Origin of the sequence: Streptomyces sp. NPDC047117 (assembly GCF_040643545.1) — a bacterium.
Taxonomy (GTDB): domain Bacteria; phylum Actinomycetota; class Actinomycetes; order Streptomycetales; family Streptomycetaceae; genus Streptomyces.
Genome location: NZ_JBEYUN010000002.1, coordinates 36,832 through 58,936, shown reverse-complemented (window position 1 = coordinate 58,936; position 22,105 = coordinate 36,832). Strand labels below are relative to the sequence as shown.

18 protein-coding genes are annotated in these 22,105 nt (G+C 72.3%); 13 read left to right on the top strand and 5 right to left on the bottom strand.

Annotated features, from left to right (window positions below):
• Positions 1–37: 37 nt before the first annotated feature.
• A complete protein-coding gene (locus ABZ840_RS03340; protein WP_361553880.1) occupies positions 38–1,150 on the bottom strand; it encodes a DUF5937 family protein in 1,113 nt (370 codons plus the stop codon).
• 146 nt (positions 1,151–1,296) lie between these two features.
• Here ABZ840_RS03340 and ABZ840_RS03335 point away from each other — a divergent pair, with 146 nt between their 5' ends.
• Positions 1,297–1,599, top strand: a complete 303-nt coding sequence (locus ABZ840_RS03335) for a hypothetical protein (RefSeq protein ID WP_361552572.1) — start codon at positions 1,297–1,299, stop codon at positions 1,597–1,599.
• On the opposite strand, the gene ABZ840_RS03330 is transcribed toward ABZ840_RS03335, so the two are convergent.
• The gene (locus ABZ840_RS03330; protein ID WP_361552569.1) at positions 1,510–2,664 is read right to left on the bottom strand and encodes a beta-eliminating lyase-related protein; all 1,155 of its coding nucleotides are present in this window, start codon (positions 2,662–2,664) and stop codon (positions 1,510–1,512) included. The genes ABZ840_RS03335 and ABZ840_RS03330 overlap by 90 nt on opposite strands.
• 210 nt (positions 2,665–2,874) lie before the next feature.
• Between ABZ840_RS03330 and ABZ840_RS03325 the strand changes: the two genes are divergently transcribed.
• The 10 genes from ABZ840_RS03325 to ABZ840_RS03280 all read left to right on the top strand — a co-directional run bounded on the left by ABZ840_RS03325 (position 2,875) and on the right by ABZ840_RS03280 (position 11,216).
• Positions 2,875–3,804, top strand: coding sequence for a DUF2520 domain-containing protein (locus ABZ840_RS03325; protein WP_361552566.1), 930 nt, complete (start codon positions 2,875–2,877; stop codon positions 3,802–3,804).
• Positions 3,801–4,949, top strand: coding sequence for a pantoate--beta-alanine ligase (gene panC / locus ABZ840_RS03320; RefSeq protein ID WP_361552563.1), 1,149 nt, complete (start codon positions 3,801–3,803; stop codon positions 4,947–4,949). Before ABZ840_RS03325 ends, panC begins: the two co-directional genes overlap by 4 nt.
• 16 nt (positions 4,950–4,965) lie before the next feature.
• Positions 4,966–6,678, top strand: a complete 1,713-nt coding sequence (locus ABZ840_RS03315) for an L-aspartate oxidase (protein WP_361552560.1) — start codon at positions 4,966–4,968, stop codon at positions 6,676–6,678.
• Positions 6,675–7,718 carry a carboxylating nicotinate-nucleotide diphosphorylase gene (nadC, locus tag ABZ840_RS03310; protein WP_361552557.1) on the top strand — a complete coding sequence of 348 codons (1,044 nt, stop codon included), beginning with the start codon at positions 6,675–6,677 and terminating at the stop codon, positions 7,716–7,718. Before ABZ840_RS03315 ends, nadC begins: the two co-directional genes overlap by 4 nt.
• A 103-nt stretch (positions 7,719–7,821) precedes the next feature.
• A complete protein-coding gene (locus ABZ840_RS03305) occupies positions 7,822–8,619 on the top strand; it encodes a type III pantothenate kinase (protein WP_030621709.1) in 798 nt (265 codons plus the stop codon).
• Positions 8,620–8,732: 113 nt separating this feature from the next.
• Positions 8,733–9,392, top strand: coding sequence for a hypothetical protein (locus ABZ840_RS03300; RefSeq protein ID WP_361552554.1), 660 nt, complete (start codon positions 8,733–8,735; stop codon positions 9,390–9,392).
• A gap of 47 nt (positions 9,393–9,439) precedes the next feature.
• Positions 9,440–9,619 carry a hypothetical protein gene (locus ABZ840_RS03295; RefSeq protein ID WP_361552551.1) on the top strand — a complete coding sequence of 60 codons (180 nt, stop codon included), beginning with the start codon at positions 9,440–9,442 and terminating at the stop codon, positions 9,617–9,619.
• A gap of 166 nt (positions 9,620–9,785) precedes the next feature.
• Positions 9,786–10,199, top strand: a complete 414-nt coding sequence (locus ABZ840_RS03290; RefSeq protein ID WP_361552548.1) for a BlaI/MecI/CopY family transcriptional regulator — start codon at positions 9,786–9,788, stop codon at positions 10,197–10,199.
• A gap of 9 nt (positions 10,200–10,208) precedes the next feature.
• Positions 10,209–10,727 (top strand): amino-acid N-acetyltransferase, encoded by a 519-nt coding sequence (locus tag ABZ840_RS03285; protein ID WP_361552545.1) that lies wholly within the window; start codon positions 10,209–10,211, stop codon positions 10,725–10,727.
• A 156-nt stretch (positions 10,728–10,883) separates the two neighbouring features.
• On the top strand, positions 10,884–11,216 hold the full coding sequence (locus tag ABZ840_RS03280; protein WP_030621700.1) for an Lsr2 family protein: 333 nt from the start codon (positions 10,884–10,886) through the stop codon (positions 11,214–11,216).
• On the opposite strand, the gene ABZ840_RS03275 is transcribed toward ABZ840_RS03280, so the two are convergent.
• The gene (locus tag ABZ840_RS03275) at positions 11,147–11,914 is read right to left on the bottom strand and encodes an SCO3374 family protein (RefSeq protein ID WP_361552541.1); all 768 of its coding nucleotides are present in this window, start codon (positions 11,912–11,914) and stop codon (positions 11,147–11,149) included. The genes ABZ840_RS03280 and ABZ840_RS03275 overlap by 70 nt on opposite strands.
• Positions 11,915–12,402: 488 nt before the next feature.
• Here ABZ840_RS03275 and ABZ840_RS03270 point away from each other — a divergent pair, with 488 nt between their 5' ends.
• Positions 12,403–14,928 carry an ATP-dependent Clp protease ATP-binding subunit gene (locus tag ABZ840_RS03270; protein WP_361552538.1) on the top strand — a complete coding sequence of 842 codons (2,526 nt, stop codon included), beginning with the start codon at positions 12,403–12,405 and terminating at the stop codon, positions 14,926–14,928.
• A 105-nt stretch (positions 14,929–15,033) separates the two neighbouring features.
• Here the strand turns inward: ABZ840_RS03270 and ABZ840_RS03265 are convergent, their stop codons facing one another.
• A complete protein-coding gene (locus ABZ840_RS03265) occupies positions 15,034–17,682 on the bottom strand; it encodes an NACHT domain-containing protein (RefSeq protein ID WP_361552535.1) in 2,649 nt (882 codons plus the stop codon).
• A gap of 49 nt (positions 17,683–17,731) precedes the next feature.
• Positions 17,732–20,878 (bottom strand): NACHT domain-containing protein, encoded by a 3,147-nt coding sequence (locus tag ABZ840_RS03260; RefSeq protein WP_361552532.1) that lies wholly within the window; start codon positions 20,876–20,878, stop codon positions 17,732–17,734.
• A gap of 497 nt (positions 20,879–21,375) precedes the next feature.
• On the opposite strand from ABZ840_RS03260, the gene ABZ840_RS03255 reads away from it, so the two are divergent.
• Positions 21,376–22,086 carry a M23 family metallopeptidase gene (locus ABZ840_RS03255; protein WP_361552529.1) on the top strand — a complete coding sequence of 237 codons (711 nt, stop codon included), beginning with the start codon at positions 21,376–21,378 and terminating at the stop codon, positions 22,084–22,086.
• Positions 22,087–22,105: the final 19 nt, after the last annotated feature.

Here is a 22,105-nt window from a genome sequence, read left to right as displayed (position 1 = left end):
GAGCCGGCGGCCTCGGCGCTTCGGAGGCCGCGGCCCGTCAGCGCAGTACGCCCTCCAGGAAGTCGCTGCCGAGCCGGGCGACGACCGGGAGGTCCAGCTGGTGCAGCACGTACCGGCCGCGGCGCCGGGTCCGGATCAGGCCCGCCTTCTTCAGGATGGCCAGGTGCCGGGAGACCTCGGGCGCGGTGATGCCGTGCTCGGAGGCCAGCTCCCCGGTGGTGAACGCGGTCCTGGCGAGGTTGCGGCAGATCCGGACACGCATCGGGTGGGCCAGCGCCTCCAGACGCTGCTGGAGCAGTTCCACGGAGGCCGTGCCGGACAGCTCGGGCCTGGCCACCGGGTAGTGGATCACCGGCCGCCAGCCCGGCGCGTGCAGCACCATCAGATGCGGCCAGCCCAAGGTCGACGGCACGAACGTCAGGCCGGCGCCGACCGCGGGATTCACGGCGGTGGCGCGCCCGTTGCTGAGCTTGTCCACCGTGATGCGGCGCTGCTCCTCGTCCAGGGAGAGGGCCGCTGACACCTCGGACAGCGCGTCGGCCAGCCCCTTGTGGCGCAGCACCTCCGCCTTGTGCCGCGCGTCGGCCGCCAGTTCCACGCGGACCCGCTGCCACACGTCCCCGAAGAACGCCGCGTCGCAGTCCTCGAAGAAGCGGCGCAGCCAGGCTCGTACGGCGGGCGGATCGGCCAGCAGCCGCCGGGCGAACTCCGCCTGGCGCGGCCCGCGCGCCATCGCCCGCTCCAGCGCCTGTGCCCGCGCCTCGGCGTCGACCAGCGGGGACGGCCCGCCGCGGCTGTAGAGGCTGGCGCAGGAGATCTCCAGCGCGGCGGCGACGTACAGCTCGTCGTCCAGCCGGTCGAGCAGGTCCAGGTCCTCGGCGAGCGTCGCGCCGGGCAGCCCCTGGGTGTCGGCGAGCGCGGCGAACGGCAGCGAGATGTCGGAGAACGTCGGGCCCCACAGGAAGTCCGCCTCGTGCAGCCGGTCCGCCAGGTCCGGCTTGAGCGCGGCGCAGGTCGCCGTCGTCCAGCCGTGCAGCCCCGGGTGGTGGCCCGGCTCGGTCAGCGCATGCAGGGCGGTGCCGAGCTCCGCGAGGGGGGAGGGGGCGAAGACGATGCGCTCCTCCGGCAGGCCGGTGATGTCGATCTGGATGCCCATGCGTCCTCCCCGCTTCGTACGCGCCGTCCCCCGGCCCCGTACGCCCATCATGCGTGACCTGCGGAGCATCGCGGACGACGGTTGACGGCTCCCGTCAATCCACGTGCCTCCGCCGGCGCCCGCCGCCCACCGTTGAGGACATGAACGCGATGCAGCAGCACATGCTCGATGCCTACCGCGCCGCGCAACGGGGAGAGACCGCACCGCCGTTGCCGGGCACCGGCGACGTACGGGCACTGCGCGCCGTACGGGACCGGCGGCGCTTCGAAGCCGTCGTCACGGCGCCCGCCGACCGCCTGCCGGCCCGGCTCCGGCGCGCCGTACGGAGCCTCCTGAGCCCCCTGACGGCCGGCTCAGCCCCCGTCGGCCACCGTCCGCACCCGGGCGAGGAAGTCCGCGAGAACGTCCCGCACATCGGCGGCAGTCCAGCCCAGTGCGGCTGAGGCCACGTGCACCTCGGTGACCGCCAGGCCCGGTACGCCCCCGTCGCGCCAGCGGCGGAAGAGCGCCGTACGGGTCTCCTCGGCCAGCCGCAGGCCCGCCTTGTCCAGCACTTCGGGGGAGTACGGCAGCCACACCTGGAAGTCGTGGGTGTGCGGCGGGTCCGGGTGCACCCGGAACCACGGCACGCCGTGCTCCGCCAGGCCCTCGTTCAGCGCCGCAACGACGACCTTCGCGTGGGCGACGTACTCCGGGAGCCGGGGCAGCTCCCGGTCCAGCCCCGACAGTGCGGCCAGCGCGGCAGGCCACTGCTGGAAGGGCAGCCCGCCGTACCGGTGCCGCCACGCCCGCGCCTCGGCCACGAAGTCCTCGGCGCCGGCCAGCGCGGCCCCCGATATCCCGCCGAGGGATTTGTAGAACGACACGTACACGCTGTCCGCAAGCTCGGCGATCTCCCGGAGCGGCCGCCCGAAGTGCGGTGCCGACTCCCACAGCCGCGCCCCGTCGAAGTGCACCACGGCGTCCCGCTCCCGTGCCGCGTCCACCACGGCGACCAGCTCGTCCCACGAAGGCAGCACGAGCCCGGCGTCCCGTAGCGGCAGCTCCAGCGCGAGCGTCCCGAAGGGCTCGTCCAGGGCGCTCACCTCCTCGGCGGTCGGCAGCCGCGGCTCCCGCGTCGGATGGATCATCCGCAACCCGCTGACCACGGCGTACGCGTCCCGCTCGTGCAGCTCCAAGTGGGAGAGCGGGTGCCCGGCCACCGTGGCGTTCCCCGTGCGCCCCGCCCAGCAGCGCAGCGCGACCTGCTGCGCCATCGTGCCGGTGGGGAAGAACGCCGCGTCCTCGGTGCCCAGCAGCTCCGCCGTGCGGCGCTCCAGGACGCCGACGATGCCCTCCTCGTCGGCGTAGAAGTCGACGGGGCCGTCCAGGTCGTGGCTCTCGGCGCCCTCCGCCGTGAGGCGCCGCAACCGCTCGGCGAGGGAGTCGTCGGTGACGCTGCGCGTCAGCATCCGCTCGCAGCCGCGCCATGCAGCCAGCCGCCGCGTCTGCTCTTCCTGGTCGGTCATCCGCTGCCCGCCTCCCGGCCTCGCCCGCGCACTGCCCGTACAGGGGCCCGATCATCCCGTACCGTCCCCCTGGCGGCGACCGGCTTTTGCGCGATCACGAGACGCCCGTCTCACCTGTCCGCCGTCCCTCGGGCCCGCAGGGAACACCGCGTAGCATGACCAGGAAACGTCCGGTACCCCCCGCGGACTGGAACGGAAGGCCATCGCCGCGTGAATGACATCCCCTCGACAGAAGCGCAGGACCGCCCCGCCCGGCTCACCGTCGGCGTCGTCGGGGCCGGCCGCGTAGGGCCCGCGCTCGCCGCGGCACTGCAGCTCGCCGGGCACCGTCCGGTCGCCGTCTCGGGCGTCTCCGAGGCCTCCAGGCGGCGCGCCGCCGCGCTCCTGCCCGACGTGCCGCTGGTGCCGCCGGAGGAGGTCCTCGCGCGCGCCGACCTGGTGCTGCTGACGGTCCCCGACGACGCCCTGCCCGGCCTGGTCGCCGGACTCGCCGAGACCGGCGCCGTACGGCCCGGACAGCTGCTCGTGCACACCTCGGGGCGGTTCGGCGCCGGCGTGCTGGACGAGGCCACCCGGGCCGGCGCGCTGCCGCTGGCGCTGCACCCCGCGATGACGTTCACCGGCACGTCCGTCGACGTCCAGCGGCTGGCCGGCTGCTCCTTCGGGGTCACCGCGCCCGAGCAGCTCCGGATGGCCGCCGAGGCGCTGGTCATCGAGATGGGCGGCGAGCCGGAGTGGATCGACGAGGCCGCCCGGCCGCTGTACCACGCGGCCCTTGCCATGGGCGCCAACCACCTCGTCACGCTGGTCGCGCAGTCCCTGGAGCTGCTGCGCAAGGCCGGGGTCGAGGCCCCGGACCGGATGCTCGGCCCGCTGCTCGGCGCCGCCCTGGACAACGCCCTGCGCTCCGGTGACGCGGCGCTGACCGGCCCGGTCGCCCGCGGCGATGCCGGTACGGTCGCCGCGCACGTCACCGAGTTGCGCAAGCACTCCCCGCAGGCGGTCTCCGGTTACCTCGCCATGGCCCGTACGACGGCGGACCGGGCGCTCGCGCAGGGCCTGCTCAAGCCGGAGCTCGCCGAGGACCTGCTCGGCGTGCTCTCCGATGTCGCGGACCGCACGGAGGGAGGCACCCGATGAACACCACGGCACACCACCCCGCCGGTACGGAGGCCCAGGTCCTGCCGACGGCGCCCGCTCCCGCTCCGGCCGGCCCCCGGCTGGTGGGCACCGCCGCCGAGCTGCGCGCCCTGCCGCGCCGCGGCCGCCGCGCCGTCGTGATGACCATGGGCGCGCTGCACGAGGGCCACGCGACGCTGATCCGTACGGCGCGCGACCATGTCGGCCCCGAGGGGCAGGTCGTGGTCACCGTCTTCGTGAACCCGCTGCAGTTCGGGGCCGGCGAGGACCTGGACCGCTACCCGCGCACGCTGGACGCCGACATCGCGATCGCCGGCGAGGCCGGTGCCGACGCGGTCTTCGCGCCGTCGGTCGAGGAGGTCTACCCGGGCGGCGAGCCGCAGGTGCGGATCGCCGCGGGCCCCATGGGCGACGTGCTGGAGGGTGCCTCGCGCCCCGGGCACTTCGACGGCATGGCCACCGTGGTCGCCAAGCTGCTGCACCTCACGGCGCCGGACGCGGCGTTCTTCGGGCAGAAGGACGCGCAGCAGCTCGCCATCGTGACGCGCATGGCGCGCGACCTGAACTTCCCCGTGCGGATCGTCGGCGTGGAGACCGTGCGGGAGGACGACGGCCTGGCGCTCTCCAGCCGCAACCGCTACCTCTCCGCCGCCGAGCGCAGGACCGCGCTGGCCCTCTCCCGGGCGCTGTTCGCGGCCCGCGACCGGCTGGCCGCCGAGGAGACGCTGCGCGCCCGGGCCGGCGCCGGCAGCCACTCCGAGGCGCGCGCCGCCGGCCTGGCCGCCATGGGCGAGGACCGGGCGGCGGCCGACGCGCACGCCCTCGCGTACGCGGCGTCCGCCGGCACCCCGCAGGGCCCCGCTGTGGCCCGCGCGGCCGCCCACGCCGTCCTGGCGGACGCGGCCCGCCTCGACCCGCCGCTGGAGCTGGACTACCTGGAGCTGGTCGACCCGGGCACCTTCACGCCGATCCCGGACACGGAGCGCGCTCCGGAGGACGGGCCGTACAAGGGCGGGTACGAGGGCGAGGCGGTGCTCGCCGTGGCCGCCCGGGTCGGAACCACCCGTCTCATAGACAACATCCGCCTCACTTTCGGGCCCGCCGTACCGCCGAGCGGACCCCCGTCAGCAGGAGAGCCACGATGACCGCAGGAGCACTCCGATGACCGGGGCGGCCGGGCCCGGCATACGTCTCGACGCCCCCGCGCCCGGCTGGGCCATCGACGCGGACGTCGTCGTGGTCGGCTCCGGCGTCGCCGGGCTGACCGCCGCACTGCGCTGCGCGGCGGCCGGCCACCGTACGGTCGTGGTCACCAAGGCCCGGCTGGACGACGGCTCGACGCGCTGGGCACAGGGCGGCATAGCCGCGGCCATCGGCGAGGGCGACACCCCGGAACAGCACCTGGACGACACCCTCGTGGCGGGTGCCGGGCTCTGCGACGAGGAAGCCGTACGGACGCTCGTCACCGAAGGTCCGGGCGCGGTGCGCCGCCTGATCGCCGCCGGCGCGCGCTTCGACGCGGGCGAGGACGGCGAGGGGATCGCGCTGGCCCGCGAGGGCGGCCACCACCGGCGACGGATCGCGCACGCGGGCGGCGACGCCACCGGCGCGGAGATCTCCCGCGCCTTGGTCGAGGCGGTGCGTTCCCAGGGACTGCGCACCATCGAGAACGCGCTCGTCCTGGACCTGCTCACGGACGCCGAGGGCCGTACGGCCGGCGTCACCCTGCACGTAATGGGCGAGGGGCAGCACGACGGCGTGGGTGCCGTGCACGCGCCCGCCGTGGTGCTCGCCACCGGCGGCATGGGCCAGGTCTTCTCGGCCACCACCAACCCGTCCGTCTCCACGGGGGACGGCGTCGCGCTGGCCCTGAGGGCCGGCGCCGAGGTCTCCGACCTGGAGTTCGTGCAGTTCCACCCGACCGTGCTCTACCTGGGCCCGGAAGCGGAGGGGCAGCAGCCGCTGATCTCCGAGGCGGTGCGGGGCGAGGGCGCGCACCTCGTGGACCGCGACGGTGAGCGCTTCATGGTGGGGCAGCACGAGCTGGCCGAACTGGCGCCGCGCGACATCGTCGCGAAGGGCATCATGCGCCGCGCCCAGGAGCAGGGCACCGAGCACGTGTACCTGGACGCGCGGCACTTCGGGGCGGAGATGTGGGAGCGGCGCTTCCCGACCATCCTGGCCGCCTGCCGCAGCCACGGCATCGACCCGGTCACCGAGCCGATCCCGGTGGCGCCCGCCGCGCACTACGCCTCCGGCGGCGTCCGCACCGACCTGCGGGGCCGGACGACCGTGCCGGGCCTGTACGCGTGCGGCGAGGTCGCCTGCACCGGTGTGCACGGCGCGAACCGGCTCGCTTCCAACTCCCTCCTGGAGGGCCTGGTCTTCGCCGAGCGGATCGCCGACGACATCGGTACGCGGCCCCTCCCGCGGCCCGGCGAACCCCGGCTGCCCGACGGGCCGCCCGTACCGCTGCTCCCGCCCGAGGCGCGCTTCGAGGTCCAGCGCCTCATGACCGCGGGCGTCGGAGTCCTGCGCTCCGCGGCGAGCATGGCCGAGTCCTTCAAGGGCCTTGTCCGGCTGGCCTCCAGGGCCTCGGCCGAATCCTCCGGGGAGGACAAGGCCGCCGAGCCCGGCGTGGAAGCATGGGAGGCCACGAACCTCCTGCTGGTCGCGCGTGCCCTGGCCGCCGGTGCCCGGGCGCGCGAGGAGACCCGCGGCTGCCACTGGCGGGAGGATCACCCCGAACGGAACGACGAGGTCTGGCGCCGCCACTCCGTGGTGACGTTCCGCCCGCCGCACACGGTGGAATTCCGGGCCACGGACTCCGCCGACTTCCCCGCCACCCATCCCGAAACGGAGCCGAACCCGTGAGCACGCCCGACGACCTCCCCCTCCTCCAGATCGGCACCCCGGGCCAAAGCACGGACACCGGAGGCTGCGGCGACGGCTGCGGCTGCGGCGCGGGCGACGGCTTCGAGCTGGACCCGATGGAGTGCGGCCTGGACCCGGATCTGGCCGCGCTCCTGGTGAACGCCGGGCTGGACCCGGTACAGGTCGAGGACATCGCGCACATGGCCATCGAGGAGGACCTCGACCAGGGCGTGGACGTCACCACCGTCGCGACCATTCCCGAAGACGCCGTCGCCACGGGCGACTTCACCGCCCGCGACGCCGGTACGGTCGCGGGCCTGCGGATCGCCGAGGCCATCCTCTCGGTGGTCTGCACCGACGAGTTCGCGGTCGAGCGGCACGTCGAGGACGGCGACCGGGTCGAGGCCGGGCAGAAGCTGCTGTCGGTCACCACCCGCACCCGTGACCTGCTGACCGGCGAGCGCAGCGCGCTGAACCTGCTCTGCCGGCTCTCCGGCATCGCCACCGCCACCCGCGCCTGGGCGGACGCCCTGGAGGGCACGAAGGCCAGCGTGCGCGACACCCGGAAGACGACGCCGGGCCTCCGCGCGCTGGAGAAGTTCGCCGTGCGCTGCGGCGGCGGCGTCAACCACCGCATGTCCCTCTCGGACGCGGCGCTCATCAAGGACAACCACGTCGTGGCGGCGGGCGGCGTCGCCGAGGCGTTCAAGGCCGTACGGAACGAGTTCCCGGGCGTGCCGATCGAGGTCGAGGTGGACCGGCTGGACCAGATCCCGCCGATCCTCGCCGAGGGCGCCGACCTGATCCTGCTGGACAACTTCACGCCCGAGCAGACCCGGGAGGCGGTGGAACTGGTCGCGGGCCGCGCGTTCCTGGAGTCCTCCGGCCGCCTCACCCTCGGCAACGCGCGCGCCTACGGGGAGACCGGCGTGGACTACCTCGCCGTCGGCAGCCTCACCCACTCCTCGCCGATCCTCGACATCGGCCTCGACCTGCGCGAGGAGACCGCCGCCGAGTCCGCCGGGGAGGCGCGGGCCTGATGCTCCTGACCATCGACGTCGGCAACACGCGCCCTCCCGTCGCCCCACCCACCACCCCCATCGGCAGCTGTGTGCGCGACGTGACCCCGAGGCGGTGCGGAACATGCTCCTGACCATCGACGTGGGTAACACCCATACGGTGTTGGGCCTGTTCGACGGCGAGGAGATCGTCGAGCACTGGCGGATCTCCACCGACGCCCGCCGGACCGCCGACGAACTGGCCGTGCTGCTCAACGGCCTGATGGGCATGCACCCGCTGCTCGGTGAGGAGCTGGGCGACGGCATCGAGGGCATCTCCATCTGCTCCACCGTCCCCTCGGTCCTGCACGAGCTGCGCGAGGTCACCCGCCGTTACTACGGCGACGTGCCGGCGGTGCTCGTCGAGCCCGGCGTGAAGACCGGCGTGCCGATCCTCATGGACAACCCCAAGGAGGTCGGCGCCGACCGGATCATCAACTCGCTCGCGGCCGTGGAGCTGTACGGCGGACCCGCGGTGGTCGTGGACTTCGGTACGGCCACGACCTTCGACGCGGTCAGCGCGCGCGGCGAGTACGTCGGCGGCGTGATCGCCCCGGGCATCGAGATCTCGGTGGACGCCCTCGGCGTCAAGGGCGCGCAGCTGCGCAAGATCGAGCTGGCCCGGCCGCGCAGCATCATCGGCAAGAACACCGTCGAGGCCATGCAGTCCGGCATCCTCTACGGCTTCGCCGGCCAGGTCGACGGCGTCGTGCAGCGGATGGCGCGGGAGCTGGCCGAGGATCCCGAGGACGTGACGGTCATCGCCACCGGCGGGCTGGCCCCGATGGTGCTCGGCGAGTCCTCCACGATCGACATGCACGAGCCCTGGCTCACTCTTATCGGGCTGCGCCTGGTGTACGAGCGGAACGTCGGGCGGCAGTGACGCCCCGCGCATACGCGGCGCTCTGGAAGGGGCGTCGCGCATGCGCCCCGGGCGCCGCACCCGGGAATTTCAAATAACGGGGATTTTGTCCGTTTAGTAATTAAAGTCGGGCCATGCCCACGCCTTACGGATTCCGCGGCGGCATGGCGTTCAGCGCGGACGAACTGCGCGTGCTCCGCCGCGCCCTCGCCACCGCCCTTCAGCCCCTCCCCGCCCCCGGCCACGCTCCGGCCGGCTCCGTACCCGCGTCCCGCGACCCGCGGCGCACCGAAGAGGTCCAGGAATGCCTCCGGCTCACCGAGGCCCTGGACGAGGCGGTGCACGAGGGCGCCCGGCTGCGCGCCTTCCAGCTCGCCGACCTCGCCCGGCACCGCGAGGCCCTCCCGGGCTCCGCGTACGGCTACCTGGGACGCCTCCAGGAGGCCCTGGCCGCCGGTTACGTGCCGGGCCCGGACGATCTCGCCGCGCTCCGGGTGCTGCGCTCGCTGGCCGTGGGCCCGGCCGAGCGGGACCGTCGCACCGCCCTGCTGCGCCGCTGCGAGCGGGCCGCCGGGCTCTCCGTACGGACCCCGCTGCGCGCGCTCCCCGGTGGCCGGTCGGCCGACGAACCGGAACGCCCGGCGGAGCCGCAGCCGCAGCCGGCCCCGAAGCCCGGCCGGCCCGGTCCCGCGGGGCCGCGGCCCGACCGCCGTGACCGGCCCGTACCCACGCCCGGCGAGGTCTTCCCGCCGCGCCGCAGGCCCACTCCGCCCCCCGCGGCCCGGACCGCCTGAGCCCGCCGCGTACTCTGGAAGCCTCGTCGCACAAGGAGGCCTTCGTCATGGACTACGTGTCAGCTCTGCTTCCCCCCGTCGTGATGGCCGTCGCCTTCACCGGGGTCATCGTGACGATCGTCAAGAGCCAGGGCGGCGCGAACAAGGCCAAGGAGGACGCGGCCGTGGACGCGGTGCTCCAGAGCGCCGAGGCCGCCCGCCAGGAGCCGAAGGCGCACGGCGCCTGAGACACGTGCGGACCCGCGGCGGTCCGCACCGGCCCACGGGCCTCACGAATGCCGACGTATGGCCTGGGATTGCGCATCCCGGGCCATACGCCTTTTTCTGCGAGGAATCGGTCCCGCGCCCCTGTCAACACGCGGCATTCTGGACATCTCCCACTATTGTTCTCGTGTGCCGAGACGTTTGGGTGAACTGGAAGATGCCGTCATGACGCGGGTCTGGCAGTGGAACCGGCCGGTAACCGTTCGGGAAGTCCTGGAAGATCTGCAGAAGGAACGATCGATCGCGTACACCACCGTGATGACCGTATTGGACAACCTTCACCAGAAGGGCTGGGTGCGGCGAGAAGCGGAAGGCCGCGCCTATAGATATGAGGCGGTCTCCACTCGCGCCGCCTACTCGGCCGCACTGATGAACGAAGCGTGGTCGGTCAGCGACAACCCCGCCGCCGCCCTCGTCGCCTTCTTCGGGATGATGTCGCAGGAACAGCGACAGGCCCTCCGCGATGCGATGCGCGTCGTACAGGCGGTAGGGCCCGAGGAAGTCACGGAACCCGGCGCGGGACCCCCGGAGTCGGAACGATAGCGTCCTTGCATGCCACCACTATCGAATGGCGTCACCGTCCGCCGGGCCCGGACCGCTGATGTGCCCGCCGTACGCCGCCTCATCGACTCCTACTCGCGTGACGGGATCCTGCTCGACAAAGCGACCGTCACGCTTTACGAGAGCATCCAGGAGTTCTGGGTGGCCGAGCGCGACGAGGACGCCGAGGTGGTGGGCTGCGGTGCGCTGCACGTGATGTGGGAAGACCTCGCGGAGGTCCGTACCCTCGCCGTGGCCCCGCAGCTCAAGGGCGCCGGAGTGGGTCATCAGGTCCTGGACAAGCTGCTCCGTACAGCAAGCTGGCTGGGAGTGCGCCGTATTTTCTGTCTGACCTTCGAAGTCGACTTCTTCGCCAAGCACGGCTTCGTGGAGATCGGCGAGACTCCGGTCGACGGTGATGTCTACAGCGAGCTGCTGCGTTCCTATGACGAGGGCGTCGCGGAGTTCCTCGGTCTCGAACGAGTGAAGCCCAACACCCTAGGCAACAGCCGCATGCTTCTGCACCTGTGATCAGCGTTCTATGTCCGAATCGCGCCCCTATCTCATAGCTGTCGAACCCGACGTTCCCCGGAGCTGCCGCATCTGAACCCGACCCGGGGGTTTGTGTTTTTCCCGGAAAAGCGGTTTGCTTTCCGTCGTAATCCACATTCGATGAAAGGGAAACCGGTGGCACAGAAGGTTCAGGTTCTTCTTGTCGACGACCTCGACGGTGGCGAGGCGGACGAGACCGTGACGTTCGCGCTCGACGGTAAGTCCTATGAGATCGACCTCAGCACCGGCAACGCGGAGAAGCTGCGCGACGCCCTTGAGACGTTCGTGAAGGCCGGCCGCCGTACCGGCCGTGCCGCGAGCGGCCGTGGCAAGGCGCGTGCCGCTTCCTCCGGCAACAAGGACACCGCTGAGATCCGTAAGTGGGCCAAGGAGAACGGTTACGAGGTCAACGACCGCGGCCGCGTCCCCGCGACGGTCCGTGAGGCGTACGAGAAGGCCAACGGCTGATCACAGCGGAAGCCATCCGTTCGACCTTTTCCTGCGCGCAGCAACCGGGCCCGGTGGCATTCCGTTGCCGCCACGCTCACGAGCCGTACGAGGTCGGGGGCGCGCCCCATACGTGACGTACGGGGAACCCCACCACCGCCCCCGAGGCCTGCCCCGCTCCCCGTGGAGGGCAGCGTCGCCTCGACATCGCAGCCCGGCTCCGGAGGCCGTACCCACGCTCCTCGCGGACCGGTCCCCGCAGGCAGCCCGGGCCCCGCTGCCGGTACCGGCGCCGCCCCGCCGTGCGCGGCCGGCGTCCACGGCGCAACGGGCGGGGGTGCGGGCATCAGGTCACCGGAGCCGAGAGCGGTCAGCTCAAGGTCCACCGAGCCCCACTCCAGCCACTCCAGTACCCCTGGCAGCTCCTCTGCCGCGCCTGCGGCCACCAGGAAGCGCAGGACCGGTTCTCCGGGCCTCTGGGAGCCGTCTGCGGGCTTCTCGCTCCTGCCGAGCGCGACGGGGCCCGTACGGCCCGCACGGCGCAGCGTGGCGAAGCCGGCGTCCGCGGGCATCTCCAGGACGTCGAAGCGGATTCCGGTACGCAGCCCGAGCCGCGTGCCGCCGTCCGTCGGCCAGCCCAGCGTCTGCTCGTACCACCGCCGCGCGCCGGAGTCTGCGGCGTGCAGCGGTTCGCGGGGGCGCGGGAGCGCGATGGCCATGACCGGTGCAACTGCCTAAATGCTCAGAAGTTACGCTGGGTTGAGCCTCGGATACGTACCGTGCTCGCCGGGTGGGTATAGGACGGGCGTGCGGACGCGCTGAACGGCGCAAGGGTGTTCGCCCGTAGCGGAGCAGGGCGGGCCGCGCGGATGGACTGTCAGAGGCAGCGGGTAAGACTTTTCGCGAGGGGAGGGACGATGAAACGCAGCGATGAGCGGGATGTTCGCGATACCCGCGCCATGGGCGCGGGCGTGTCGGGAGCTGCGGCGTTCGCCATGGGCGTACTGGCATGGGGCGTATATGCCTGGCCTGCGGGAACATCGTCTCGCACCATCGGGTTGGAGCAGATGTCGGCTGTTCGGGGCAGGAGGCCAAGGACGGGTGTCGGCAGTTGGAATGAGCTGTCCCGCCCCGCGGGACTAGCATGCGGAAGGACAGGGAGGGGACCGACCCCTAACTGCCTGACCGCTCTGAGGAGCGATTAACGATGTTCGAGAGGTTCACCGACCGCGCGCGGCGGGTTGTCGTCCTGGCTCAGGAAGAAGCCCGGATGCTCAACCACAACTACATCGGCACCGAGCACATTCTCCTGGGCCTGATCCATGAGGGTGAGGGTGTCGCCGCTAAGGCCCTGGAGAGCCTCGGGATTTCGCTCGAGGCGGTCCGCCAGCAGGTGGAGGAGATCATCGGCCAGGGCCAGCAGGCCCCGTCCGGTCACATTCCCTTCACTCCCCGTGCCAAGAAGGTCCTGGAGCTGTCGCTCCGCGAGGCCCTTCAGCTCGGCCACAACTACATCGGCACCGAGCACATCCTGCTCGGCCTGATCCGCGAGGGCGAGGGCGTCGCCGCCCAGGTCCTCGTGAAGCTGGGCGCCGATCTGAACCGGGTGCGGCAGCAGGTCATCCAGCTGCTCTCCGGCTACCAGGGCAAGGAGACGGCCGCCGCCGGCGGCCCCGCCGAGGGCACGCCCTCGACCTCCCTCGTCCTGGACCAGTTCGGCCGCAACCTCACGCAGGCCGCTCGTGAGTCCAAGCTCGACCCGGTCATCGGGCGCGAGAAGGAGATCGAGCGGGTCATGCAGGTGCTGTCCCGGCGTACGAAGAACAACCCGGTCCTCATCGGCGAGCCCGGCGTCGGCAAGACGGCGGTCGTCGAGGGCCTGGCCCAGGCCATCGTCAAGGGCGAGGTGCCCGAGACCCTCAAGGACAAGCACCTCTACACCCTCGACCTGGGCGCCCTGGTCGCCGGTTCCCGGTACCGCGGTGACTTCGAGGAGCGCCTGAAGAAGGTGCTCAAGGAGATCCGCACCCGCGGCGACATCATCCTGTTCATCGACGAGCTCCACACCCTGGTGGGTGCGGGTGCCGCCGAGGGCGCGATCGACGCCGCCAGCATCCTGAAGCCGATGCTGGCCCGCGGTGAGCTGCAGACCATCGGTGCGACCACGCTCGACGAGTACCGCAAGCACCTGGAGAAGGACGCGGCCTTGGAGCGCCGTTTCCAGCCGATCCAGGTCGCGGAGCCGTCGCTGCCGCACACCATCGAGATCCTCAAGGGCCTGCGCGACCGCTACGAGGCCCACCACCGGGTCTCGATCACGGACGAGGCGCTGGTCCAGGCCGCTCAGCTGGCCGACCGGTACATCTCCGACCGCTTCCTGCCGGACAAGGCGATCGACCTGATCGACGAGGCCGGCTCCCGGATGCGCATCCGCCGGATGACCGCGCCGCCGGACCTCCGCGAGTTCGACGAGAAGATCGCCGACGTGCGCCGGGAGAAGGAGTCCGCGATCGACTCGCAGGACTTCGAGATGGCCGCGGGCCTGCGCGACAAGGAGAAGCAGCTCCTTGCCGCCAAGGCGAAGCGGGAGAAGGAGTGGAAGGCCGGCGACATGGACGTCGTCGCCGAGGTGGACGGCGAGCTGATCGCCGAGGTGCTGGCCACGGCCACGGGCATCCCGGTCTTCAAGCTCACCGAGGAGGAGTCCTCGCGTCTGCTGCGCATGGAGGACGAGCTGCACAAGCGCGTCATCGGCCAGAAGGACGCCATCAAGGCGCTCTCGCAGGCCATCCGGCGTACGCGTGCCGGCCTGAAGGACCCGAAGCGCCCCGGCGGCTCGTTCATCTTCGCGGGCCCGTCCGGTGTCGGTAAGACCGAGCTGTCCAAGACGCTCGCCGAGTTCCTCTTCGGCGACGAGGACGCGCTGATCTCCCTCGACATGTCGGAGTTCAGCGAGAAGCACACGGTCTCCCGGCTCTTCGGTTCGCCCCCCGGCTACGTGGGCTACGAAGAGGGCGGCCAGCTGACCGAGAAGGTCCGCCGCAAGCCGTTCTCCGTGGTCCTCTTCGACGAGGTCGAGAAGGCGCACCCGGACATCTTCAACTCCCTGCTGCAGATCCTGGAGGACGGTCGGCTGACCGACTCCCAGGGCCGGGTCGTGGACTTCAAGAACACCGTCATCATCATGACGACGAACCTCGGCACCCGGGACATCTCCAAGGGCTTCAACCTGGGCTTCGCCGCCCAGGGCGATGTGAAGACCGGCTACGAGCGGATGAAGAACAAGGTCAACGAAGAGCTGAAGCAGCACTTCCGGCCGGAGTTCCTCAACCGTGTCGACGACACGGTCGTCTTCCACCAGCTCACCGAGGAAGACATCATCCAGATCGTCGACCTGATGATCGCCAAGGTGGACGAGCGCCTCAAGGACCGGGACATGGGCATCGAGCTCAGCACCGAGGCCAAGTCGCTGCTCGCCAAGCGCGGATACGACCCGGTGCTGGGCGCCCGCCCGCTGCGCCGGACGATCCAGCGCGAGATCGAGGACGCCCTGTCGGAGAAGATTCTCTTCAGCGACCTGCGTCCGGGCCACATCGTGGTCGTCGATGTCGAGGGCGAGGGGGAGAACGCCAAGTTCACCTTCCGCGGCGAGGAGAAGTCGGCCCTGCCCGACGCCCCGCCGATCGAGTCCGCCACCGGCGGCTCGGGCCCGAACCTGAACAAGGACGCGTAAGCGCGAGCCCCGCCCGCTGCCCCGGAACCACCTGGTGGTTCCGGGGCAGCGGCGTTTTCGGGGAAGGCCGCCGCCGAAGACCGGCAGCCGGGGGCCGTACGGGTCCTACAGCTCCACGACCTCGATGCCGTCGGGGACGCCGGACGGGCGGGGGAGGCGGCTGCCGATCAGCAGCGTGTCCAGGTTCGGGAAGGCGGTCAGCCAGTCCATCGGGACGCCCAGGTCGTAGGAGAGCCACAGCCGGGTCAGCGGCCCGGCGGCGATGCCCTCGATGAGCTGGTCGGGCGTGAACCGGCCGGCGATCTGGAGGTGCGGCCGGCCGCCCAGCCGGCGCAGCGCGTGCAGCTCCTCCAGGTCGGAGACCGGGAAGTACAGCTCGGTGTCGTCGAGATGGGCGATGATCTCGCGGGCGTACCGCTCGGTGTCGTACTTCCGCCAGGCGCTCGCCAGCTGTGCCCGGACGTCCAGGTGGGGCCGCTCGCGCAGCCCGGTGAGGTAGTCGATGGCCATGTCGTCGCCGATGGAGGTGGCCGTGAGCGCGAGGAGGTACGCCTCCGCGTCGTTGGCCGCGGCCGGGTCCGGCAGCATCTCCAGGACGATCGGCCCGATCCAGCCCAGCGCACGCGCCCCGGCGGGCGTGGTCGGCCGCATCATGTCGCGGGTGAAGCGCTGCACCCGCCACCGGACCTCCGGGTCCAGCTCGGTGGCGTGCTCCAGGCAGGCGGCGGCCAGCAGTTTGCGGTGCCGGGCTTCCGCGGCCTTGACGCCCGGATGCGGCGCCAGCAGGCCGTTCAGCAGCTGGGCGCACTCGTCGGGCCGGGCGAGGGCGACGGCCATCCGGATGACGTCCTCCCACTCCGTGTGGTGCGCGTGGTCCAGCAGCAGCGCGAAGTCGTGCTGCTGCACGGTGGCCCGCGCGGCCAGGTAGTCCTGGAACGTGCGGTGCACGAAGTCCACCGTGCCGGGCGTCGTCTCGCGCAGCAGCCCCGTACGGTTCAGCAGGTGCCGGTAGACGTCCTCGGCGTCGCCCTGCCGGGAGGCGTCGGGGATGGCCGGCAGATGCCGGGCGAGGGTCTCGACGGCCGCGTCCCGGCCCATCTCGGACCGCCCGTTGACCAGCATCCAGTGGGCCAGCTTCTGCAGCAGCTGGACCTTCGGCCGGCGCGGCAGGTCGATGGCGTCGGTGGGGACCATCGCCCGTTCCCGGTCCCGCCGCTCCAGCAGCATCGACAGGCCCGCGTCGTACAGCTCCTTGCGGCCGTTGGGCAGATAGCCGCGCCGGTCCCGGTGGAGCGCGCACAGCAGCCCGCACATCAGCGGATTGGTCGCCAGCCGCCCCAGGTCCCGGGTGATGCGTACGGCGTTCAGCAGCGTGCGTTCGTAGTGGCCGAGCCGGTCCAGGTCGGCGGGCGACTGCTGGGCGGCGGCCCGGTGCCAGCGCTGGATGAACGCCGCGACATCCTCCCGGCTCATCGGTGCCAGCCGCAGCTCGGTGAAGCCGTCGGAGGCCAGCCAGTCCTCCGGTACGGCGGACGGCCGGGAGGTCACCACCCACACATTGCCGGGGTACCGGGACGTCCACTCCCGCAGCCGCGTCCGCAGCAGCTCGCGGTCGTCCTCCGGGGCCTCGTCCACCCCGTCGACGAGCAGCAGTCCGCGGCCCGCCCGCAGCACCCGCTCCGCCCAGCCGGCCGGCTGCGCGTCCGCGCCCGGATGTCCCATGGTGTCCAGGAAGCCGTCCGGTGACGGTATGCCGGAGTGCGAGGCGAAGCGCCGTACGGGCAGCAGGAACGGCACCCGGCCGGCCAGCTCCGCGCTCAGCGCCGGCGGCAGCTCGTCGCGGGCCGTGCCGACCGCGAGCCACTGCAGCAGGGTCGTCTTGCCGGACCCCGCGACGCCCCGTACGAGCACCCTGTCCAGCCCGGCCAGTGCCTGCTCGGCGGGGACGGGCGGGGCCTGCGGGCCGGGGTCCTGCCGATCGCGGGCGGGCGGGCCCGGCAGCTCCGGCTGGCCGCGCTCGCACTGGAGACCCAGGTACGCGGCGTCCAGCGGCCAGCTGTCCGGGGAGTGCGCGAGGTCGATGCCGAAGATCGTGAGGTGGTTGTGGAGCACGGCGACGTCCCGTGCGTACCGCGCCTCGAAGGCGGCCTCGTCCGGGGCCGCCCCGGCCGGGAGGGGCCCGTCGCCGGGAAGGGCCTCGTGGAGGACGGGCCCGTCACCCGCGCCGGGGCGGTCCTGTCCCGCCGCCAGCTCCGCCAGCCGCCGCGTCTCCTCCACGAGGGTGCGCGCCACGAAGTCCGACCGCCGGGTGAAGAAGTGCAGGATGTGCACGGCCACGATGTCGAGCACGGCGCGGTACAGGGCGCGGCGGTCGTCGCTCAGCCCGTGCTCCACGTCCGGCACGGCGGCCCGCATCCGCTGCGCGAAGTCGCCGGGCCGCAGCCGTACGGCCTGCCAGTCGTCCAGCTCGGACGCGGCGAGCGCGGCGAGCGTACGGGCCAGCGCGCCGGCGACAGGCAGGAGCGCCGCCTCGTCGGGCTCGGCGGGCTCCAGGAGACGCTCCGCCAGGCGTTCGAGGTCCTCGTCGGTGAGCGCGGGCTTCTCCCCGCGGAAGACGACGAGCCGCGCCACGGGCACCGGCCGGTCGTCCGCCACCCCCGCCGCCGGATCCTCGTCCGCGCTCACGAACAGCGTTCTGACGAGCGGCCCGACGTGTCCGGGCACGAGGCGGGCGGCGGCGGTCGTGGGATCCATGAGGTGGTGTCCCCCGGTAACTGGTGGGCGTCTGCAACGCGGTTGGGGCTCAGGGTAGGGGAGCGGGACGGGATTGTGAGGGGCCCCGGACGTCGCCGGACGGTACGACGACGTCGAGCGCTTCCAGGCCGGGGAAGTGGCGCGCGACGGCTTCCCGGCCGGTGAACGCTCCCGTGGGATCGAAGAGCCGGAGAGTGAGCAGGCCGGGGAGCGCGAGCCCGGCCGGGCAGGTGGCGAGGCCGTCGACGTCCATGCTGAGGTGCGTCAGCGACTCCAGTGCCGCGATCGCCTCCCAGCCCGCGGCGTCCCGGGGGCAGGCCCGGGAGTCGAGCAGGAGCCGCCGCAGCCCTGGCCACGCCCGTACGACGAGCGGCCCCGACCAGTCGCGGGAAGCGGTGCCGCCCAGCCGCAGACGCTGGAGCGGAGCGTCCTTCGGCAGGTCGTCGGGGCCCCAGGCGATGTCCGGCAGATGGACCGTCAGGTTGGTGAGCCCGGACAGCGAGGCGAGGGGGCGCAGCTCCCGGAGCCCGGAGAGGTGGAACAGGCCGAGGCGCTGCAACGGCAGTCCGGCGAGCGGCGAGAGGTCGCTGATGCGCGGGGCGTCGTAGAGGATCAGCTCGGCGAGCCGGGGGGTGTCGCGCAGGAACCCGAGGTCGTGGATGTCGTTCGCCTCGATCCGGAGGAAGCGGGCGCCGAACTCACGGGCGTAGGACGCAAGCGCCTCCTGGGTGACCCTGCTGCGGATGTCGAACTGCTCCCGGCCCCCGGCCTCCCGCAGCAGCCGGAGGTGTTCGTCGGTGTGGACCGAGAACATCAGATCGTCCGGGGTCAGGTGCCGGACGACCTCCTCCGCGTACCGTTCCGCGTCGAAGCGGTGCCAGGCCCACACCAGCTGTGAGCGGACCCGCAGCGCCGGGTGGTCCCGGAATCGGGCCAGTACCGGCATGGCCCGTTCCGACTCCACGTTCGAGGCCGCGATCGTGACGGCGACGGCCTCGTCCTCGGTCAACCCTTCGGGCCCCGGCAGGAGTTCCAGCACCAGAGGGCCGGCGGCCGCCAGTTCGCGGGCCTCCTCCGCCGAGCGGGGCGGCAGGAGTTCCGCCGTACGGTCCTCCACGGCCCTGCGGACCGCCGGGTCCAGTTCGGAGGCGTGTTCCAGGCAGGCCAGGGCGAGGAGCCGGATGCGGATGCGTACCGGGCGTTCGTCCTCGCCGTTCGCCGCGTCCGCGCGGGCCAGCAACTCGCGGAGGATCTCGGCGCGTTCGCGCGGCCGTCCGTGCGCGACCGCCATCCGGATCACGTCCTCCCACTGGGAGTCGTGCGCGTGGGCGGTCAGGAGGCCGATGTCCCACTCCTCGACGGCGGCCCGCGCGCCCAGGTAGTCCTGGAACGTGCGGTGCACGAAGTCGACGGCGCCGGGGGTGGATTCGCGCAGCAGGCCACTGCGGAGCAGCAGGTGCCGGAAGACCGCGCCGGCGTCCCCCTGGGCGGCCGCCGCCGGCACGGCGGGCAGCGCGTCCGTGATGATGCGCTCGGCGTGCTCCCGGTCCAGCTCGGCGCGGCCGTTCCGGATGAGCCAGTACGCGAGCCGCTGGAGCAGCTGGATCTGCGGTTCGTCGCTCAGCTCGATGCCGTCCGGGCCGTTCATGTCGCGTTCCCGGTCGCGGCGCGACAGCAGCATCGTGAGCGCCGCGTCGTACAGCTCCTTGCGCCCGTGCGGGAGGTAGCCGCGCCGGTCGCGGTGGAGGGCGCAGACGAGTCCGCACATCAGGGGGTTGGTCGCCAGCCGCCCCAGGTCCTGCTTGGTGCGTACGGCGTGCAGCAGCGACTGCTCGTACGCGGCGAGCCGGTCCTCGTCCGCGGGTGCGTCGGCGCGGGCGGCGGCGTGCCAGCGCCCGATGAACGCGGCCACGTCGTCCCGGCCCATCGGGGCGAGCGTCAGCTCGGTGAAGCCCTCGGCCGCGAGCCAGTCCTCGCGGACGGCGGAGGGGCGCGAGGTCACCATCCACAGGTTGTGGGGGAAGGCGTCGAGGAGGTCGCGCAGCCACTGCCGGGTCCGGTCTCGCTCCCGCTCCGGTATCTCGTCCAGCCCGTCCACGAGGACCAGCCCGCGGCCGCTCGCCAGTACCCGGTGCGCCCAGCCGGCCGGCTGCGCGCCGGACACCGGGCAGCCGACGGCCGCGAGGAAGCGGTCCGGCGTGGGGAGGCCGTCCCCGGCGCGCTGGAGGGTGCGCAGGGGGAGGACGAAGGGGACGCGGCCGTAGAGGTGCGGCAGGGCGGTGGCGTCGCCCGCCGGGGTGCAGGTGACCGCGAGCCACTGCACCAGCGTGCTCTTGCCCGAGCCCGCGACGCCGCGCAGCAGGATCCGGTCGTGCCCGGCCAGCGCGTGGTCGGCGCGGACCGGCGGGGCGGGCGGTGCGGGGACGTCCGGCAGGCCGTCGTACGCGTCCTCGGCGTCCCGGCCGGGGCCCTGCGGCGCGTACGTCGCGCGCAGGCTCAGGTACGCCGCGTCCAGCGGCCACCGGTCCGGCGAATGCGCCAGGTCGATGCCGTAGATCGTCAGCCGGCCGTGCTTCTTCCCGAGGTAGGCGAGGTAGTCCCGCTCGAAGGCGGTGTCCGCGGCCCGCGGCGAGGGATTCCGTGCGATCAGCTCGTCCGTCAGTGCGATGAGCCGGTCCAGGCTGCGGCTCTGGTCGACGAGGGTGCGCGCGACGAACGTCGACCGTTGGCTGAAGAAGTGCACGATGTGCAGGCAGGCGGCGCCCAGCAGGGCGTCGTACAGCTGCTCCGCGTCCCGTGAGAGGGCGCTCAGCGGCGTCCGGCGGGTCTCCTGCCGCAGCCGGCCGGCGAGCGCCGGGGCGCCGAGCCGGACGGCCTGCACGTCGTCCATGTCCAGCGTGCCGAGGCCGTACAGGGTCCGCGCGAGCGCGTCGGCGACGGCGCCCTCCTCATCTGCGGGTACGGGCCGCTCGCCGGGCCCCGCGGCCCGTACCGCGCGGGCCACCAGCTCCTCGGCGATCTTCCGTAGGTCGCCCTCGGTGAGCGTGCGCTTCTCGCCCGTGAACGACACCAGCGCCGAGACCCGTACCGGCCGCTCCACGAGCCCCGCGCCGGGCCCCTCCTTCACGAAGAGCTTCTTCACGAGCGGCGCCACGGCGGACGACGCCAGCCGGGCCCCCAGTGCCGCCGGTTCCATGCCGGGCTCCCCCTCCTGTGCCGGCCGAATGCGCCTTTCAGGTTACCGGGGTCACAGGTCCTTGGTCCCGAAACGGACATACCAAGGGCCTCGCCCAAAGCGCGCGTAACGGGGGGTTCGGTGACATGACGCACAGCGGATTTCGGGCCTACTAAAGGAGATAGGAAAGGCGGCGGCCGGTTTCGCGGGGCGCAGTTCCTCCGTGCCGCGGGACTTTCGGCAGGGGGGTGGCAGGGTCCTGCGGCAGGGAAGTCGAGGATCAAGGGAATCGCTGGTGGGGGCCGAATTCGGCGCCGGTGAGCGGCTCCGGAAAGAAGTTGGCGGGGATGTTTTGAAGCGAATGGAGGGGGTAGCGCAAGGGGCTGATTCCCGCAGCTGTTGATACGGCGTGCGGTAGTAGAAAGGGCCCTTGGCAGGTCTGCGGGTGGGGGTTACCAAGGAATGGCGATCCCGGTTGGTCCCGGCCGGGAGTCTTTTCTTTCGGAGGTAATTCCCGCATGTCGAAGTTCTCCCTCACCCGGTATTCGAAGAAGCCCGCCCTGCGTACCCGCGCCACTGTTCTGGTGGCAGGCATGGGCGCCTCCCTCGCGCTGGGTGCCGGTGCTGCTTCGGCGATGGACGGCGGCGCGGTTTCGCTCCAGGGCCTCTCCACGGACGTGGGGAGCACGGTGAGCGCGCAGGCCGACGCGCAGAAGAAGGCGATCGACGCGGAGAAGAAGGCCAAGGCCGACCGCGCCAAGGCGGCCGCTGACCGGCACGAGCGTGCCCAGCGCCAGCTGCAGAAGACCAACGGCTGGGAGAAGCCGGTGGACAAGTACGGCATGGGCGAGAAGTTCGGCCTGGCCGGCAGCCACTGGTCGCACGGCCACAGCGGCCAGGACTTCGTGGTGCCCACCGGTACCGAGGTGAAGGCCGCGCACGAAGGCACCGTCGTGAAGGCGGGCCCGAACGGCGGCGGTGACGGTCCCGCGTACGGCAATGCCATTGTGATCAAGCACGGCGACCGCACGTACACCCAGTACGCGCACCTTTCGAAGATCCAGGTCCAGGTGGGCCAGAAGGTCTCCGCCGGTACGCAGATCGCGCTTTCCGGCAGCACCGGTAATTCCACCGGTCCGCACCTGCACTTCGAGGTCCGTACCAGCCCGAACTACGGCTCCGGTATCGAGCCGGTGGACTTCCTGCGCGGCGAGCACGTGAACCTCTGAGCCGCCGGAAGAGCGGAAC